Raw genomic sequence first — 15,364 nt, 5'->3', positions numbered from 1 at the left:
AAGCTGTACCCGAACCAACCACGATGCTGGGAATTGCTCTCGCTGGAAGCGGTCTCGCTTACTTTAAGCGCCGTAAAGCATCGGCTTAGTGCCTGCTCAACTTTTAGCGAATTGCTGATTGCTTTAGGCTGGGTTGCCTGTCATGACCCAGCTTTGCTTTTCTCTAGTAGCGCTGAGCAAAAGGGTAATCGCATGTAAGGCTGTGATTGGTTGATGATGGACGCGATCGCCAAAGTAAAATGAGAAGGACATTCTGTCCTTTGACTAATCCCCCAGACGAGGAGATGCTCATATGCCATTGGCTGAACTCATGTCACAAATCCAGGAACTTCCGAAAATCGATAAGCTTCGGCTAATGCAGTTTTTGGCAACAGAGCTTGTTAAAGCAGAAGATGCAAATTTCTTTGTTGCGAACCGAGAGTATCCGGTCTGGTCGCCCTACAATTGCTCCGAGGCGGCTAATGTTTTGATGAACCTTCTGGCGACAAAGCAGCAAGAAAAGAATGGCTAACGCTCAGACATTTGCTTACAAAATTAGGGAATCCTAGCTAACCTAATGTGCAACTAATTCGCCCTCATCCCAACCCTTCTCCCCAAGGAGAAGGGCTTTCGGACATTTCCGGTTCCCTCTCCCGTCGGGTGAGGGCTAGGGTGAGGGCGGCCTATGCATTGTTTCAGCAAAGTCGCACATCGCGTTAGCTACGCCTTTCGAGCCATGCTTTCATCTTGCCGGGATTGAGCAATCCTAATGGATCAACCCTTTCCTTAAAGCGCAAATGCTGAATGTCAACGGTTTTTCTACCGCCTTCTTCCAAAATGTAGGTGTGCGGATTGAAGATGTAGGCATTGACCGATTCGTGATAGTCCATAATTTCTTGAAGGCGATCGCCCGTGGTATATCGCACCACCTGCAAGCCAACCGGACGAACCGATCCGCCGACTCGAATAAACTCCAGATGCATCATGACTTCATCGCCATAGTGATCATACAAATGCTCAAGCACCTTTAACTCTGGATCATCCGGAAACAAAGTTTGCAGATAAGTCAAAGTCGGATCAACGCTACGAGCATGAAGCGTGGTGTGGTTCCAGGAATATTCTACTAACGTGATGCCTTTGCTTGCTTCCTGCGCCAGTTTTTGATAGCAAACTTCCCCACCAAATTCTTTCACCAGTTCTGCAAACGGCTCCAAGCTGCACTCTGCAACTAATACCAGTGCCACATGGCTACCCGCTGGAATGCTGCTCTTTAACGCGGCAAAGTAAGTCGGTAAAGGATCAGCACAGATACACACCATTTTTTTGAGGATGCCGTCACTGTTGCCCAATGCCTGACCAAATCGAGCGCTGGTCATGAAATCATTAAAGGCAACGATCGCCTCTGCCCAAGCATACGCAGGCGCTAAAGGAATTTCCAGTTCAGTGATGATGCCATTGGTGCCCCAGGCGTGCGCCACTTTATACACATCATCGCCCCGCAGTTCCACCACTTGCGGTTCCGCTTCCATGGTTACGACCCGCAGTGCCAGCAAATTACCGCGATCGCGCAATTGTCCATAGGTAATCGAACCAATGCCACCACTACCGCCACCAATAAACCCACCAATTGTGGCTTTGCGATAGGTAGAAGGAGCCATACGGATTTCCCAACCGCTTTCTCGCGTTTGTTTATCGATCGCTGCGAGTTTTGCTCCCGGCTCCACACACGCAATCCCCGGTTTCACCCATTTCACCTGCTGCATCCCAGACACATCCAGAATCACACCGCCTGCCAACGGCACACACTGCCCATAATTCCCCGTGCCTGCCCCCCGCACTGTCAGCGGCACTCTATGGTTTACACATGCCTTTGCCACCCGCAGCACTTCCGCCTCACTCGTGACTTTGACCACAATATCCCCCCGCTTATCTGCCAGCGCATCTTGAAGAAGCGGGCTATAGGTATAGTAATCCTGAGACAACTTACTGACTTGAGCCACATCGGTGATGATCTCTAATCCCGCCAACTCAGCAATTAAACGGTTCAGATCAGATTGGGACACGGCAGACACCATGGCAAGTTCTCACAGATCGATGGACAAAAGGTATGAGCATTAGCAGCGCCAGATATTACCGCATCTTAACATCCCTCCTGAGTGGAAATAATCAGCAGTTGCAATCAAGCGATCAGAATATAAGGTCTTGACAGCCAGCTTAGATGAATACTGCTAGCTGCCACTTTGCTGACAATTATTTTCAATAAAGCTACACTTGAGTAGTCTGTATTTTTAACGCAAGATGACAAAATTATGAAGCAATGTCCTTGCTGTTCCGATCAACTCTTGCGCCATGTTAGTAGAGCGAAAATTTACTGGTTTTGTCCTCATTGCAGGCAGGCTATGCCACTTTTGGAGAAGCCAGAAAAACAAAAATGTTACCAGGCTTAGCAATACTTCGGACAGTTTTTGTGAAAATGCTGAAAACCCTCGCTACGCCATCAATTTTGACATTTGGTGCGATATTGGCTTGGCGAATTAGCAATGAGGAGCGCATCATAATAAAACAAGTTGGCGATGAAACCAAACCGATATGCAACAGACAAAGCGGATAAACACCATGATGTCTTGGCTAGCTGCTGGAGCGATCGCGATCGCTCTTTCAGATTTTGGGCTAGCAGCAACTCCTGCTCAGCCTTCATCGACTCTGAGCTACAAACGGTTTGCAGATTGGTGTACTAATCAAACCTCCCTGCCTATTGCTAGCCAGCAGACTATCCGCCTATTGATGAGCGCCGCAAACACAGCCGATTGTCAGGTTGCTGATCAGCAGTTGTCTAATCAGACAGCACTTTTTTTGGGAGGCAGCGAGATTATCGACCTCAGTCCACTTGCATCCTTAGTGAATCTCAAAACGCTTATTCTCAGTAACAATAAAATCGCTGATCTCAAGCCTTTGAGTCAGTTAACTAACCTTACTTGGCTGTCTTTAGACACCAATCAAATTTCTGATTTGCGCCCCCTCGCCCCGCTGATTAATTTACGGACGCTGCTTGTAGATACGAATAAGATTGAAGATTTGCGTCCACTCGAATCGTTAAAAGGGTTAACTAGCCTGTTAGCCTATGACAATCAAATTGCTGACATTAGTCCATTAGCCTCTCTCACAAAACTAGAGGCTCTTGCGTTATACAACAATCAAATTGAGGATTTGAGTCCTCTCGCTTCGCTGCAAAATTTACGGATTCTGTCGCTGTATGACAATCAAATTGAGGATTTGAGTCCGCTCAAATTATTGACGAATCTAAGAACATTAGTTTTATTTGAAAATAAGATTTCTGATTTAAAGCCATTAGAAAGTTTGACAAATCTTGAATCTTTGACGCTGTTTGAAAATCGAATATCAGATGTTAGCCCACTTAGCTCATTAACTAACCTGCGTAATTTATTATTGGGAAATAATCCAATTTCGGATATTAGTCCTTTAAGTAAGCTAACAAAGCTAAAAGCTCTATCGTTGTTTAACACGCGAGTTGCGGATATTCAATCCCTTCGGGCGATCGCCCCTCTAGCTCAACTCGATCTCTACAACACACGAGTTACGGATGTGAGCGTCCTTAAAACATTGTCCAATTTGAAAGAATTAGATTTGCGAAGAACGCCTTTACTAAAGAGAATTTGCCCCATCAAGCCGATATCTGGGTGCCGATTGTAGGACGCGATCGCTGATAATTAAATAGGTGAAGTAGACCCATTAGGAGAAATCTTGTGAGCGATCGTCGGTTCAACTTCACTATGTTTCTATTCGCCTGCGTTATTTCACTGTCCACCCTGCTAACGGGCTGTGACTTGCCCCAAGTCAGCGCAGAGCAACGGATATTTCTTGACCTCTCGCTCGATTTTTTGAGCAGCTACACGTTGCCCAATCAAAAATTTCAGGATACCCCCGTGGGTGGCTTATCGGCTCTTACCTACGATCGCCAGCGCAATCTGGTGTATGCCATCTCCGACGATCGCAGCGAATTTGCTCCAGCGCGGTTTTATACATTGAAACTGAACTTAGATGCCGCCAACCCCAAAACACCCAAGATTAAACAGATTGAGGTGACAGGAGTCACTTTTATTACGGATGAAACGGGTCAGCCATACGAGAAGGGAGGGGTTGATCCTGAAGGAATTGTATTATCTCCGTTGGGAACGCTGTTTATTTCGAGTGAAGGGGTTGCGAGTCGGGGAATTGCTCCGTTCGTGCGCGAGTTTGACCTGAAAACTGGGAAATGGAAACGGAGTTTGGTGATTCCCGATCGCTACCTGCCCAAATTTGAAAACGGCAAGCAAACTCAAGGCGTAGGCGATAACTTAGGCTTTGAATCTTTGACGTTGAATATGAGCGGTGGCAGTACGGTTGCGATTGAACCCTTTCGCTTGTTTACTGCAACTGAATCGGCACTGACGCAAGATACCAGTCCAGAACATCCTCAGCAAGGGGCAAGCCGCAACCGTGTTTTGCATTATTCCCTCGATCCAACCTATTCTCTCCTGCTATCGGAGCATTTGTATGAAATGGAGCCGCCGCCAAAAGGTGCCTCATTTCACGGATTGACGGAGATGCTGGCGATCGACCAAGGAGGACATTTCATCAGCATTGAGCGATCGTTTGGCACCAATGGTTTTGGCATAAAGTTGTTTCAACTGGCAACCGGTAGCGCCAGCGATACTACGACTATTGAGAACTTTCAAGGATCAATTCCGGGAGTGCAACCCATTCGTAAAAAGCTATTGCTTGATCTAAACCAATTGGGCATTCCCCTCGACAATTTAGAAGGCATCGCGTTTGGACCGCAACTGCCCGATGGTAGCAAAAGCTTAATATTAATTAGCGACAACAATTTTAGCGACCAGCAAGCAACTTTGTTCTTTCTATTTCGGATTAAGGGACTTCGCTAGTTTTTAAGCAAATATATGAATAGACAAGAACGGCAGATTTTTATAAAAACCATGCAAGGTTTGGTTTCTGGGGATGGCGATATTCGAGGCAGAATGAACGCTGCCCCTGGTTCAGTTCAACCTTTTTCTGAACCTATAATGCAAGCGATGGTAATAAAAGCGGAAGAGATGAGATCGCGGAACCTAACTCCTCAGCAGGTAGAAGCGGAAATTTTAGCAAACGTTGATGAGGCTAATCGAACTACGGAAGAACTCGATGGTAATCCCTAAAACGCTCATATCAGACCAACCTCACCAACTGCTGCGATCGCTGCAAAATACAAAGAAAAATCTTGGAGCGAACAAGATAATCAAACAGCTAGATCATAAAATGTAAGGATAGGATACGGTCTGTTAAAGCTCAGAAACTTATATTTAGCAGTATGTTACGTTCTAGCGTAATGTTTTCTTTATATTTGCTAGGCTGAATCCTTAAGGGATAACCCATCTTGGTGAATGATTCAAAGCTGTAGAGGCAAAGCATCGAATGCAGGCAAACCCTGATCAGCCCAATATTGCCGATTGTCCGCTGCAACTCTTGCTGTTTATAGATAAACGACCGAGTTCTAGAGAGCAAGTTCAGCAGGTTCGTACTGCTCTGAAAGAGTTACGGAGAGAGTGTGAGTTTGAGCTTCAAATTATTGATGTGAGTGAACAGCCTTATTTGGCTGAATATTTTCGCTTGATTGCCACACCCGCTTTGATCAAAATTCATCCAGAACCTCGTCAAACTTTGGCTGGCAGTACGTTGGTGCAGCAATTACAACATTGGTGGATTCATTGGCAGCGCTCTGTGGCAGAGTATTTAGCAACTGCGGATTCTAGTGCTGTTGAGGTGCGATCGCTGAAACAAACGCTTGCGCTTGAAATTGCCGCTGTCACTCCACAGACCGGAGATGGCAGTGCCGCCGCCTCCACAAATTTGGAATCGCGTAATCTATCGGCTGAAGTTGAGCAGGTTTCCACTTTACGCAGTCTCAAAGATGCATTTGATAGCTCAGCGTCGTTCAATTGGGTCACGCGATCGACCGAGTTAATTCGGTTGTCCGATGAAGTCTTTCGTTTAAAGCGCGAAAAAGAGGATCTAGAGCATCAACTTCAATTCAAAGATCAAATTCTGGCGATGTTGGCGCATGATTTACGTAACCCACTGACCGCAACGTCGATCGCCTTGGAGACATTGGAACGAGACTGTAATCCTAAAGACGGGGTAGAGCGCCTAACGCCCCAATTAACGGCTCGATTACTGAACCATGCTCGCACTCAAACACGGGCGATTGATCGAATGATTACCGATGTTTTGCAGGCGGCACGCGGCATTGGTTCGGATGCGCGCATTCATCCCCACAAGCTGGATTTAGGCGCTTTATGCTTAGATGTACTGAATGATCTGCAAGATCGTTTTTTAGAAAAATCCCAGCAGGTTGAAAAAGATATCCCCTCAGATTTACCAATGATCCTGGCGGATGGGGAACGAATTCGCCAAGTTTTAACCAATCTGCTCGACAATGCCGTGAAATATACGCCACCCGGCGGCACCATTCAGCTTTCCGCTCTGCATCGCACGACGCAAAAAGTACAGGTCAGCGTGGAAGATAACGGACCTGGGATTCCTTCGGAAAATCAAGAGCGAATTTTTGAGGAATGCTTTCGCCTCAAACGAGATGAAGACAAATCAGGATATGGGATTGGGCTGTCTTTATGCCAGCGAATTATTCGCGCTCACTATGGGCAAATTTGGGTAGACTCTACCTCAAATCACGGCAGTTGCTTTCACTTCACGCTGCCTGTCTTTCGGAAGTAGATCAAGTTAGGATTCAGATGATTGATTGATGATCCCAATTTGCACCTGACCGTCCACTACTTGAACTGGATAGGTGAGTACGCTGACGCTTTCATCATCCAAACATTGCCCCGTGAGCAGGCTGAAGTTTTGCTTGTAAATGGGGGAAGCTACTTTGGGAATGCCGTTGCGATTCGTAGAACGATCCCTACGGGAATCGCCCACAATCCCTCGTGATAAAACCTGTGCTTTGCTAAAAGGATCATAGTTGCTGATAGCGTAGACTGTTTCACTCTGCTCTACTTCACTTCGCCCGATGCGAAATACAGCAATTTGTTCACCATTGACGAGAGCGCAGACCCCTGTGTTGGGCAGAATGCGGTCTAAAGAACAAACAGAAATCCACTGGGCAACCTGTTGATTAGAAAGAGATTGAGTCATGATGTCGTTTTGAGTTTTGAGTTTTGAGTTTTGAGTTTTAAGACACACAAGCATTTAAGTCTCGGATACTGAGAGATGAAGGTGACAGGAGACAAAATGTTTACCCTTGCCCCTAACTTCTAGCTCCTAATTCCATCAACTGGCGTTCGTGTTCATAGGCTGGACGTTTTTGATCTCGTTCTTCGACGAAGAGTAGGGCTGGATCTGGTTGATCGGAGTTGACGAAGTGGGTAAAGCGCTGGCGTTTGGCGGGATCTTCGACTGTTTTTTTCCATTCGCAGGCGTAGGTGGCAACTTGGTAGGACATTTCTGCTTCCAGTTGGGCACAGATACCGAGGGAGTCTTCAATCACTACTTGCTTGAGGTATTCGATGCCGCCTTCTAGCTTGTTTAGCCAAGTAGCCGTGCGCTCTAGCCGATTTGCGGTGCGGATGTAGAACATGAGGAAGCGATCGCAGTATTTAATCAGCGTTTCTTGATCAATGTCGGCAGCGAGTAATACAGCGTGTTGGGGTTTAATGCCGCCATTGCCGCAGACGTATAGATTCCAGCCTTTTTCGGTGGCAATTATGCCAAAGTCTTTGCTTTGCGCTTCGGCACATTCGCGGGTGCAGCCGGATACCGCACTTTTGATTTTGTGGGGTGCCCGGAGTCCGCGATAGCGCAGTTCTATAGCGATCGCCAAGTTAGTAGAATCCTGCACTCCAAAACGGCACCAGGTACTTCCCACACAGGATTTCACCGTGCGTAGCGCTTTGCCATAGGCATGACCTGATTCAAAACCTGCTGCAATTAATCGTTCCCAGATCAGCGGCAGTTGATCGACCCGTGCGCCCAGCAAATCGATCCGCTGACCGCCGGTAATTTTGGTGTAGAGGTCAAAGTCGCGTGCCACTTCACCCAGCACAATCAGCTTCTCTGGGGTTATCTCTCCACCGGGAATGCGCGGAATCACGGAATAGGTGCCGTCTCGCTGAATGTTTGCCAGAAACGCATCGTTGGTATCTTGTAAGCCCGCGTGAGGCGCATTCAAAATATGCTCATTCCAGGTGGAGGCAAGGATAGACGCGATCGCGGGTTTGCAAATCTCACAGCCTTTCCCCTCGCCGTATAGCACCAGCAGTTCTTCAAAGGTTTGGATGCCTTGGGTGCGAACGAGATGATAAAGCTCTTGACGCGAGTAGGTGAAGTGTTCACACAGATGATTTTTCACTTCTAGTCCGGCTTTTTTCATCTCCATTTTCAGCAGATCTGTGACCAGCGGCACACAGCCACCACAACCTGTTCCTGCCGTAGTACATTTTTTAACGGTGCCAATATCCGTCAGGTTGCCTGCTTGAATTGCCGAGCAAATGTCGCCCTTAGTGACGTTGTTGCACGAACAGATTTGGGCGCTGTCGGGCAAGCTGTCTACACCCATGCTGACGGTGGCTTTGTCTTCGCGGGGCGGGATCAGCAAGTCTTCAGCATAGGGCGGCACTGCCATATCGTTTTGCATCATTTGCAGCAGGGTGCCATAGGCAGAGGCATCGCCAATCAGAATGCCACCCAACACGCGATCGCCCGCTTCATTCAACACCAGCTTTTTATAAATGCCCTGTTGATTATCAATCCAGGTTAGGTCTTTTGCGCCGGGAGTTTTGCTAAAGCCATCGCCAAAGCTGGCAACATCTACACCCAAAAGTTTCAGCTTGGTAGACATATCCGCCCCGGTGAAGCTGCTGCTGCCGAACTCGCACAGGTTATCGGCTGCCACGCTTGCCATCGTATAGCCGGGAGCAACCAAGCCATAAATGCGCTGATTGTAAAGGGCGCATTCTCCGATCGCGTAGATTGTAGGATCAGAGGTTTGACAATAGTCATTAATCACAATGCCGCCGCGATCGCCCACTTCCAGCCCAGATTCCCGCGCCAGTTCATCACGGGGGCGAATCCCTGCCGAAAATACAATCATGTCGGTTTGCAATTCCGAGCCATCCGCAAACAGCATCTTGCAGACCTGCCCCTGCTCATTCATGACAATTCCGCTGGTGGATTTATTGACATGCACACCCACTCCCAGCGCTTCAATCTTGTCTCGCAGTACCGCACCGCCCAATTCATCAATTTGCACTGGCATCAATCGGGGTGCAAACTCGACTACATGAGTGTCTAAACCCATACTCTTTAACGCATTGGCGCATTCCAGCCCCAACAAGCCGCCGCCAATCACCACGCCCGTTTTGCACTGTTTCGCATAGGCAGCCATCGCTTCTAGGTCTTCGATCGTGCGATAGACAAACGTGCCCTGCGCCTCCTTGCCTTGGATGGGTGGCACAAAGGGATAGGAGCCTGTTGCCAACACGAGATGGTCATAGGGAAGCACCATGCCGTTGGCTGAGGTGACGGTTTTGTGGGTTCGATCAATGCTGACTGCTTTATCACCGATCTGTACCTGAATAGTGTTTTCTAGGTAGAAATCAGGCGCAACCAAGGACAAATCGTCTGCCGTTTTTCCGGTGAAAAACTCGCTAAGATGAACGCGATCGTAGGCAACACGAGGCTCTTCGCAAAAGGTCGTCAAGTTCCAGGTTTCAGTCGCTCCTTTTGCAACCATCCGCTCTAAAAACTTGTGACCCACCATTCCGTTGCCAATCACAATCAAGTTTTTCGTTGGCAAGTTTTTCTCAGGCATATCGGCTTCTCAATTGCGCGTATGAAAGATCTCTGTCTAAGACAGTGTTCGATTTGCTCAGTTTGTTTTGTGAGTATTGCTACAAAAAAACTCACTTAATGAGTAAAGCGCATAATCCCAATCTTTTTATGGCATTGGATTTGCTTCAAGAAGACAAAGCGCCAAACTATAATTGCGATCGCTGTCTCCTATGGCTCAAAGCCAATGCTCAAAAGATATGGCATGTCATTAAGAGCACAGTTTCGCTGCTTTTACGTCTTTGAGTTGAGTTGCAGCCTATCATTCTTGTAAAGGTGATGGAATCCAATATTCTGGACGACCATTGTTTTGAGTTACTTCATCGAAAATCTTAATCAGCCAGTCTTCAAAAGAGTTAGCAATAACGTGCTCTGTGTGCCACTCTTCAAACAAGTAATCATGTTGAGAATCAAGCACTTTGTACTCTGAATTGGCAAAGGTTGTAATATCAAAACTACAGAAATCACCTGTGTTTACATAACCTAAATAACAAAAAGCAATATACTTTTTCTCGCCATCATCCTCGACATAAACCTTGTCTTGGTAATAATTAAACGGAACAAGAGCACTGGTGCTTTGAATCAGAACTCCACTATTAGTCCACCAGGGCGAATTAATTTCAAAACTCGGTTCATCGCTGCAAAAAATATTTGCTCCATTGCTAAACTTCAAAAATTCTTTGTAGCTATCAGGTAGAACAAATCCAAGCTCTTCTTCACAGCGTTGAATATCATTTTGAGTGGCAGGCGCGTTGAATTTAAACCCTAGCTCAACATTTTGAGCTTTTAATACTTGTTGTGCCTGCTCAATCTTTTTTGGAAGCCATGTATGCATATTAAGACCGATGAACTAGACCCATGAATTAATGAATTATGTCAGTGAGCAAAACTCTTGAATGCCTTGCCAAATGATGTCGCTGGCATCGGTTAAGCCGTGGTCGCTGTCGAGTTCAACTAGAGTCACCCAGGGTCGCGCTTCGGCAAATTCAATGCTGGTTTGTAGCGGAATGACTTCATCATTTTTGCCATGAAATAGTAAGGTTGGCACCGATCGCAACAATTCGGTTTCGCGATAGTGAGCAGCATCTTCAGCAAACTGATAGCTAATCGGCAGCATTTTCTCTGCGCCATAGTGATAGACGGGCAAAAAGCCTTCCGTTTTCCACTGCTGCACTTGTTCGTAACCTAAGCGAGGCAACCAATGGGAGAGAAATCCGAAAGCTGGCGCAAGCAAAACTAATCGCTCTACTTGGGGTTGACGTTGCCCTAGCCAAGCAGCAGTTAATCCGCCAAAACTAGAACCAATCAAAGTAACGGGGGCTGGCGGGGCTGGCAATTCAGCTTCCACTTGTTGTAGTTGGCGAGTCAAGGTGAGATAGGTGAAATCGCCTTGGTTTAGGTCGGGAATCGTTAAGGGCAAGTTAAGTTGGGCAAAGCGATCGCTCAAGCTTTTCGCTTTAACCGACTGAGGGCTGGAGGCAAACCCATGAAGATAAAAATATTGGTGCATTGGTTTTTTAATGGACGATCATTCAAATCATAATCAATTGGTTTAGAGCCTGACTTTAACAAGCCTTATAACGATGTTCAAATCAATTGATTACACGGCAAATTTGGCGATCGCGGCATTAGATAAAGATAAAGTCATTATCTATCAGCACAATTTTTCCTCAGAAAACCTGTCACGATACAATCAAAGTACATCACGCTTTATCTGCTTCTTTCTATGAAAGCGACCCAGCATTTGACCTTTGATGAATACCTGGCTCTGGAAGATACCGGGGTTGAAGGACGTAGCGAATTGATTGATGGGGAGCTATTTGAATTGCCACCAGAATCTGGATTAAATGTCATTATTGCCAGCTATTTGTTTTTGGTATTGCGAGAGATTGGGATTCCGTTTCAGTTGATTCATATGGGGCGCTGCGAAATTCAAACTCCCGTGTTGCGATCAAGTGATGCTGCCAATCGGTTTCCTGATTTGGTGTTGCTACGTCCAGAACATTTGCCGCTCGTGCAAAAACGCCTCACGATTTCCTTAGATATGCCTCCGCCTCGCCTTGTAGTGGAGGTCGTTAGCCCTGGCAAAACTAGCTACGATCGCGATTATCTGCACAAACGCGATCAGTATGCCGCCGTTGCCGTTCCAGAGTATTGGATTGTGAATCCCGAAGAGCAAACGGTGCTGGTGTTGCAGTTGAAGGCAGGCGCTTATATCGAAGTTGGCACATTTAAAGGGGAGCGATCGCTACTATCTCTTAAAATTCCACAACTACAGTTAACTGCCACCCAACTTTTTGCAGCAGTCGAACTGAGCAACCCCTAAAATGTTTGGGATAAAAGCGCTATGGCAAGCAATCTGCAAAAGCTTAGTATGACCAGGAGAACATAAGTAATGAACTTTGCTGAAGATTGCACTAACTCTGTATTACGCTTTTTGATGACGTTCGCTTGAGGTTGGAGATCGCTTTATCTTTAAGCAAAATTGCAAAAGCGGGTAGCAATTCAACTTAAGTGCAGTGTTGCTAAGTTAGACCGAGAAAACGATAAGTATCTTTTGTTTGAGATGGGAATACTAACTGTAGTCACCGCATTCAGACTGGGATAATCACTTAAATGACATTTGACTGTAAAGACTTATGGTCTGGCATACCAGCAATCAAACTTTTAGAAAAAGATACTTTGCCTAAAGGTCTTTTTGAGAGTATCCCAGTCTTGCAAGACTTAATTTGAGAATTGCCCATTGAGGTAAGCAGTATGCTGGAGAAGCACCTGCGGAACATTGTCCTTTTTCCATTGCGCTCCTGCTAGCTTTATCCGTTGCCCAATTTGTTTGACCGTTGATTCAATTGCACCTGAACCGATGGAAATGCCTTCAGCTTGGTAATAGCCATAGTTGACAATCCGATGTCGATGTTTGCCCAGATAGGCAATAAAGGTTATGACTCGCTCGTGTTGCCATACGCCTTCGGCGGGGCTTTGCCCTACGTTGAACTGCTCAATGGCACCATCCACATCACCTTGCCACAAACGGGCTTCTGCCGCATCTAAGCGTTGTACAGAACCGCCCACTTTGCCCAAATTCTCGACCAGGTGATCCCAGTCCAAAATCTCTCGTCGTCCAGTGAGGTTGCCAATCGCCCCATAGAGATTCCAGATGCCGTCATGCCCATCGCCTAGGCAAGTCAGCGGGGTCGCCAAGGGTTTGGGCATTAACCCAGTCCACTAAGCTTGAATTCTCCTGGAAAAACGCACTCACACAGCACTGGTGCAGATTCACGGCTTTGTAGTCTCGCCATTCACTCGGTTCGCCTTGCGGGGTTCGCAAGCGCACTTTGCCTCCATCCACACTCATCTCTTCAACGGGTTGTACCACCTGCGGTCAATCAAAGGTTTGACGATGCACTAACCGCTGTTGGGTGCTGTGAGAAATCGCCACTCCGGTCAAGACTTGAATATCCTCAGCCGCCCGCTTATAGGACTCATTCGCACTCAACAACAAGCAACACTTTTCCAGATAGGGACTCCATTGGGTGTAGGCTTTGACATCCAGTTTTTGAGCTTGTTTCTCACTCACACTCAATTGTCCAATGATGCTGCCGATGGCGCGTTTGCGTCCGCTTGTCGTGCTACTACTTGTTGCAATAAAAAATTACCAATTTCTGGACTCACATGCTCAAGCCTATGCTCTCGCACCGCCACTTCAATTCCTGCTAATGTTTTGACTTGTTCCGGGTCAGTTTCTTCGTACAATAGAGCGGCGATGGCTTGAGCGTAGGCTTGGATTTGGGCTTTCTTGGCAGTGTCCATACGTCTCCTGCGGTAGAGGTCAATTGCTCAAGGTTTAGCGCTGGTTCAGAAAAACAAACCTAAGCACTTATACTCGTCACAAAGGTGGATACACTCTCTGCGATCGCCCTCATAGTTCTTCCCAAAAAGCGCGTTGGCGTAGCATGTGAAGTGCGTATCGTTTTTGCAGGAAAAATTTTGATTATACTGATCATATTAGGATTTTATCGCCCTCACACAACTCATGACTGATTATGGCTGTTGCTAAAGCTTACGAAGAACTGATTGAGTTTATTGCAGTTGGAACTAGCCCTGATACTTTAGTTGCTTTCCAGCCATCGAAAGAGGTTAAAGAGAGAGTTGCTGAATTAATTGCTTGTGAGAAAACAGAGGGGATCTCTTCAGCAGAGAAGTCTGAATTAGACCATTATTTGCAGTTAGAGCATTTGATGAGATTAGCAAAGGCTCGTGCCCGACAGTATTTGACTGCGGAGATCGATCGTGGCTTATGAGTCGTCCGTATATTAATGAAGAGTTGAGGCGATTGATTTCTGAACGCGCCGATCATCTTTGTGAATATTGTTTGATTCACGAAGAAGATACTTTTCTGGGTTGTCAGGTTGATCACATTGTTAGCGTCAAGCATGGTGGATCAACAGAGTCAGATAATCTTGCTTATGCTTGTGCTTTTTGTAATCGATATAAAGGAAGCGATCTGGGTTCTGTGCTGTTACCTAATCGTGAACTAATCCGCTTCTTTGACCCACGCCACAATCGCTGGAGTCACCATTTTCAGTTGAGTGAGTTGATGATTTTACCGCTCACATTGGTTGGTGAAGTTACTGCAAAAATTCTAGAGTTTAACAATGACGATCGCTGCTTGGAGCGACAATTTTTAATCACAATAAACCGCTATCCCACTGCTGCGGCTTTGAGGCAAATGGAAAGATAGAAACGATCGCCCTCTTTCTCAAAAAAGCGAGATCGCGAGTTCCTTTTCTCAGAGCGATCTACATAACGTGCCTGGTCAGCGGTTGCAGATCGCCCTGCAACTGCACAAGTGTCTGAGGTCAATCTGCTACACCAGGTTTGTTAGACTGCTTTGCAAAATCATCAAACTATAGAATCAACCCCATTTCTGCACAAGTTTTGAATAGAAATATTCCAAAGTATGCCCAAAATCCTCAACAGTTTGGTGCTTATCGATATCAAGATGCTCTTTGTGACCTTTATAAACTGCGGTTAATGTTAATCCCTTGGAATGTTGATGAACGTGCAAATCTGTAATGCCAGGATACTTACTTTTTTTAAGTACCCATAGAGAATCCGCATTGCTTTTGCTGATAAGTTCAGCCATTATTCAACTCCTGCTAAGGTATGCACTAAAAAATAGTTTTTGGAAATTATTAAACTTCCAAAATTTCTTCCCCACCAAAACTTCGAGCTACTTCTAGGTAGCTTTTGAGGGTTTCACAAGCGCTTTTCACGCTGTCCGAATAAGCAATTACTTCACTCAGATCTTTGCATTTGTACGCTTCGCCAGAGAGCAAATCTCGCACTCGTACCTGAACTTCCTTATCTGTCACTTGACCAAGAAAAACCATTTTCTTTGAAAACAAAACGGGAGCATCTCAAAGTGGTAAAAACAATCAAAATTCGAGTTGACCATTGAGATAAGCACAGCGCACAGACAAAACTT

Annotated in this window: 17 protein-coding genes and 1 pseudogene; 10 read left to right on the top strand and 8 right to left on the bottom strand. The window is 46.2% G+C overall.

Going from position 1 to position 15,364, the window contains the following annotated elements:
• The first annotated feature begins 23 nt into the window (after positions 1 to 23).
• Together AB3R30_RS14150 and AB3R30_RS14145 are read left to right on the top strand one after the other, a co-directional pair.
• Positions 24 to 89 (top strand): hypothetical protein, encoded by a 66-nt coding sequence (locus AB3R30_RS14150; protein WP_458649911.1) that lies wholly within the window; start codon positions 24 to 26, stop codon positions 87 to 89.
• A 203-nt stretch (positions 90 to 292) separates the two neighbouring features.
• Positions 293 to 511, top strand: coding sequence for a hypothetical protein (locus AB3R30_RS14145; protein ID WP_458649841.1), 219 nt, complete (start codon positions 293 to 295; stop codon positions 509 to 511).
• A 184-nt stretch (positions 512 to 695) separates the two neighbouring features.
• On the opposite strand, the gene AB3R30_RS14140 is transcribed toward AB3R30_RS14145, so the two are convergent.
• Positions 696 to 2,054: an FAD-binding oxidoreductase gene (locus AB3R30_RS14140; protein WP_458649840.1), complete on the bottom strand. Its 1,359-nt coding sequence runs from the start codon at positions 2,052 to 2,054 to the stop codon at positions 696 to 698.
• Positions 2,055 to 2,595: 541 nt separating this feature from the next.
• Here AB3R30_RS14140 and AB3R30_RS14135 point away from each other — a divergent pair.
• The 4 genes from AB3R30_RS14135 (at position 2,596) to AB3R30_RS14120 (ending at position 6,765) form a co-directional block, all read left to right on the top strand.
• Positions 2,596 to 3,690, top strand: a complete 1,095-nt coding sequence (locus AB3R30_RS14135; RefSeq protein ID WP_458649839.1) for a leucine-rich repeat domain-containing protein — start codon at positions 2,596 to 2,598, stop codon at positions 3,688 to 3,690.
• A 53-nt stretch (positions 3,691 to 3,743) separates the two neighbouring features.
• The gene (locus tag AB3R30_RS14130) at positions 3,744 to 4,922 is read left to right on the top strand and encodes an esterase-like activity of phytase family protein (protein ID WP_458649838.1); all 1,179 of its coding nucleotides are present in this window, start codon (positions 3,744 to 3,746) and stop codon (positions 4,920 to 4,922) included.
• Positions 4,923 to 4,937: 15 nt separating this feature from the next.
• Positions 4,938 to 5,192 (top strand): hypothetical protein, encoded by a 255-nt coding sequence (locus tag AB3R30_RS14125; RefSeq protein WP_458649837.1) that lies wholly within the window; start codon positions 4,938 to 4,940, stop codon positions 5,190 to 5,192.
• 256 nt (positions 5,193 to 5,448) lie between these two features.
• Positions 5,449 to 6,765, top strand: a complete 1,317-nt coding sequence (locus AB3R30_RS14120; protein WP_458649836.1) for a histidine kinase — start codon at positions 5,449 to 5,451, stop codon at positions 6,763 to 6,765.
• A gap of 6 nt (positions 6,766 to 6,771) precedes the next feature.
• Here AB3R30_RS14120 and nirD read toward each other — a convergent pair whose 3' ends face one another.
• From nirD to AB3R30_RS14100, 4 genes are all read right to left on the bottom strand, one after another.
• On the bottom strand, positions 6,772 to 7,185 hold the full coding sequence (gene nirD, locus AB3R30_RS14115) for a nitrite reductase small subunit NirD (RefSeq protein ID WP_458649835.1): 414 nt from the start codon (positions 7,183 to 7,185) through the stop codon (positions 6,772 to 6,774).
• A gap of 112 nt (positions 7,186 to 7,297) precedes the next feature.
• Positions 7,298 to 9,859: a nitrite reductase large subunit NirB gene (gene nirB, locus AB3R30_RS14110; RefSeq protein ID WP_458649834.1), complete on the bottom strand. Its 2,562-nt coding sequence runs from the start codon at positions 9,857 to 9,859 to the stop codon at positions 7,298 to 7,300.
• 279 nt (positions 9,860 to 10,138) lie between these two features.
• A complete protein-coding gene (locus AB3R30_RS14105; RefSeq protein WP_458649833.1) occupies positions 10,139 to 10,711 on the bottom strand; it encodes an SMI1/KNR4 family protein in 573 nt (190 codons plus the stop codon).
• 36 nt (positions 10,712 to 10,747) lie between these two features.
• A complete protein-coding gene (locus AB3R30_RS14100; RefSeq protein WP_458649832.1) occupies positions 10,748 to 11,386 on the bottom strand; it encodes a YqiA/YcfP family alpha/beta fold hydrolase in 639 nt (212 codons plus the stop codon).
• Positions 11,387 to 11,459: 73 nt separating this feature from the next.
• Between AB3R30_RS14100 and AB3R30_RS14095 the strand changes: the two genes are divergently transcribed.
• The gene (locus AB3R30_RS14095) at positions 11,460 to 11,606 is read left to right on the top strand and encodes a hypothetical protein (RefSeq protein WP_458649831.1); all 147 of its coding nucleotides are present in this window, start codon (positions 11,460 to 11,462) and stop codon (positions 11,604 to 11,606) included.
• Positions 11,603 to 12,202 carry a Uma2 family endonuclease gene (locus tag AB3R30_RS14090; RefSeq protein WP_458649830.1) on the top strand — a complete coding sequence of 200 codons (600 nt, stop codon included), beginning with the start codon at positions 11,603 to 11,605 and terminating at the stop codon, positions 12,200 to 12,202. The genes AB3R30_RS14095 and AB3R30_RS14090 overlap by 4 nt, the downstream gene beginning before the upstream one ends.
• 398 nt (positions 12,203 to 12,600) lie before the next feature.
• Here the strand turns inward: AB3R30_RS14090 and AB3R30_RS14085 are convergent.
• A pseudogene (locus AB3R30_RS14085) lies at positions 12,601 to 13,686 on the bottom strand (ISKra4 family transposase).
• A gap of 233 nt (positions 13,687 to 13,919) precedes the next feature.
• Between AB3R30_RS14085 and AB3R30_RS14080 the strand changes: the two are divergent.
• Together AB3R30_RS14080 and AB3R30_RS14075 are read left to right on the top strand one after the other, a co-directional pair.
• Positions 13,920 to 14,177 (top strand): hypothetical protein, encoded by a 258-nt coding sequence (locus AB3R30_RS14080; protein WP_458649829.1) that lies wholly within the window; start codon positions 13,920 to 13,922, stop codon positions 14,175 to 14,177.
• The gene (locus tag AB3R30_RS14075; RefSeq protein WP_458649828.1) at positions 14,174 to 14,617 is read left to right on the top strand and encodes an HNH endonuclease; all 444 of its coding nucleotides are present in this window, start codon (positions 14,174 to 14,176) and stop codon (positions 14,615 to 14,617) included. The genes AB3R30_RS14080 and AB3R30_RS14075 overlap by 4 nt, the downstream gene beginning before the upstream one ends.
• 174 nt (positions 14,618 to 14,791) lie before the next feature.
• Here AB3R30_RS14075 and AB3R30_RS14070 read toward each other — a convergent pair whose 3' ends face one another.
• Positions 14,792 to 15,022 (bottom strand): hypothetical protein, encoded by a 231-nt coding sequence (locus AB3R30_RS14070; protein WP_458649827.1) that lies wholly within the window; start codon positions 15,020 to 15,022, stop codon positions 14,792 to 14,794.
• A gap of 49 nt (positions 15,023 to 15,071) precedes the next feature.
• A complete protein-coding gene (locus AB3R30_RS14065; protein WP_458649826.1) occupies positions 15,072 to 15,269 on the bottom strand; it encodes a hypothetical protein in 198 nt (65 codons plus the stop codon).
• Between the last annotated feature and the right edge of the window lie 95 nt (positions 15,270 to 15,364).

Source organism: Sivoneniella epilithica UHCC 1019 (assembly GCF_040830845.1).
GTDB lineage: Bacteria > Cyanobacteriota > Cyanobacteriia > Leptolyngbyales > Leptolyngbyaceae > ULC077BIN1.
Note: the sequence above shows the minus strand (reverse complement) of the source record. Positions and strands in the feature narration are given on the sequence as shown.

Coding starts and splice junctions, on each gene's coding strand:
- AB3R30_RS14145 (WP_458649841.1), top strand. CDS start 293: ATGCCATTGGCTGAACTCATGTCACAAATCCAGGAACTTCCGAAAATC.
- AB3R30_RS14140 (WP_458649840.1), bottom strand. CDS start 2,054: ATGGTGTCTGCCGTGTCCCAATCTGATCTGAACCGTTTAATTGCTGAG.
- AB3R30_RS14135 (WP_458649839.1), top strand. CDS start 2,596: ATGATGTCTTGGCTAGCTGCTGGAGCGATCGCGATCGCTCTTTCAGAT.
- AB3R30_RS14125 (WP_458649837.1), top strand. CDS start 4,938: ATGAATAGACAAGAACGGCAGATTTTTATAAAAACCATGCAAGGTTTG.
- AB3R30_RS14120 (WP_458649836.1), top strand. CDS start 5,449: ATGCAGGCAAACCCTGATCAGCCCAATATTGCCGATTGTCCGCTGCAA.
- nirD (WP_458649835.1), bottom strand. CDS start 7,185: ATGACTCAATCTCTTTCTAATCAACAGGTTGCCCAGTGGATTTCTGTT.
- nirB (WP_458649834.1), bottom strand. CDS start 9,859: ATGCCTGAGAAAAACTTGCCAACGAAAAACTTGATTGTGATTGGCAAC.
- AB3R30_RS14105 (WP_458649833.1), bottom strand. CDS start 10,711: ATGCATACATGGCTTCCAAAAAAGATTGAGCAGGCACAACAAGTATTA.
- AB3R30_RS14100 (WP_458649832.1), bottom strand. CDS start 11,386: ATGCACCAATATTTTTATCTTCATGGGTTTGCCTCCAGCCCTCAGTCG.
- AB3R30_RS14095 (WP_458649831.1), top strand. CDS start 11,460: ATGTTCAAATCAATTGATTACACGGCAAATTTGGCGATCGCGGCATTA.
- AB3R30_RS14090 (WP_458649830.1), top strand. CDS start 11,603: ATGAAAGCGACCCAGCATTTGACCTTTGATGAATACCTGGCTCTGGAA.
- AB3R30_RS14080 (WP_458649829.1), top strand. CDS start 13,920: ATGGCTGTTGCTAAAGCTTACGAAGAACTGATTGAGTTTATTGCAGTT.
- AB3R30_RS14075 (WP_458649828.1), top strand. CDS start 14,174: ATGAGTCGTCCGTATATTAATGAAGAGTTGAGGCGATTGATTTCTGAA.
- AB3R30_RS14070 (WP_458649827.1), bottom strand. CDS start 15,022: ATGGCTGAACTTATCAGCAAAAGCAATGCGGATTCTCTATGGGTACTT.
- AB3R30_RS14065 (WP_458649826.1), bottom strand. CDS start 15,269: ATGGTTTTTCTTGGTCAAGTGACAGATAAGGAAGTTCAGGTACGAGTG.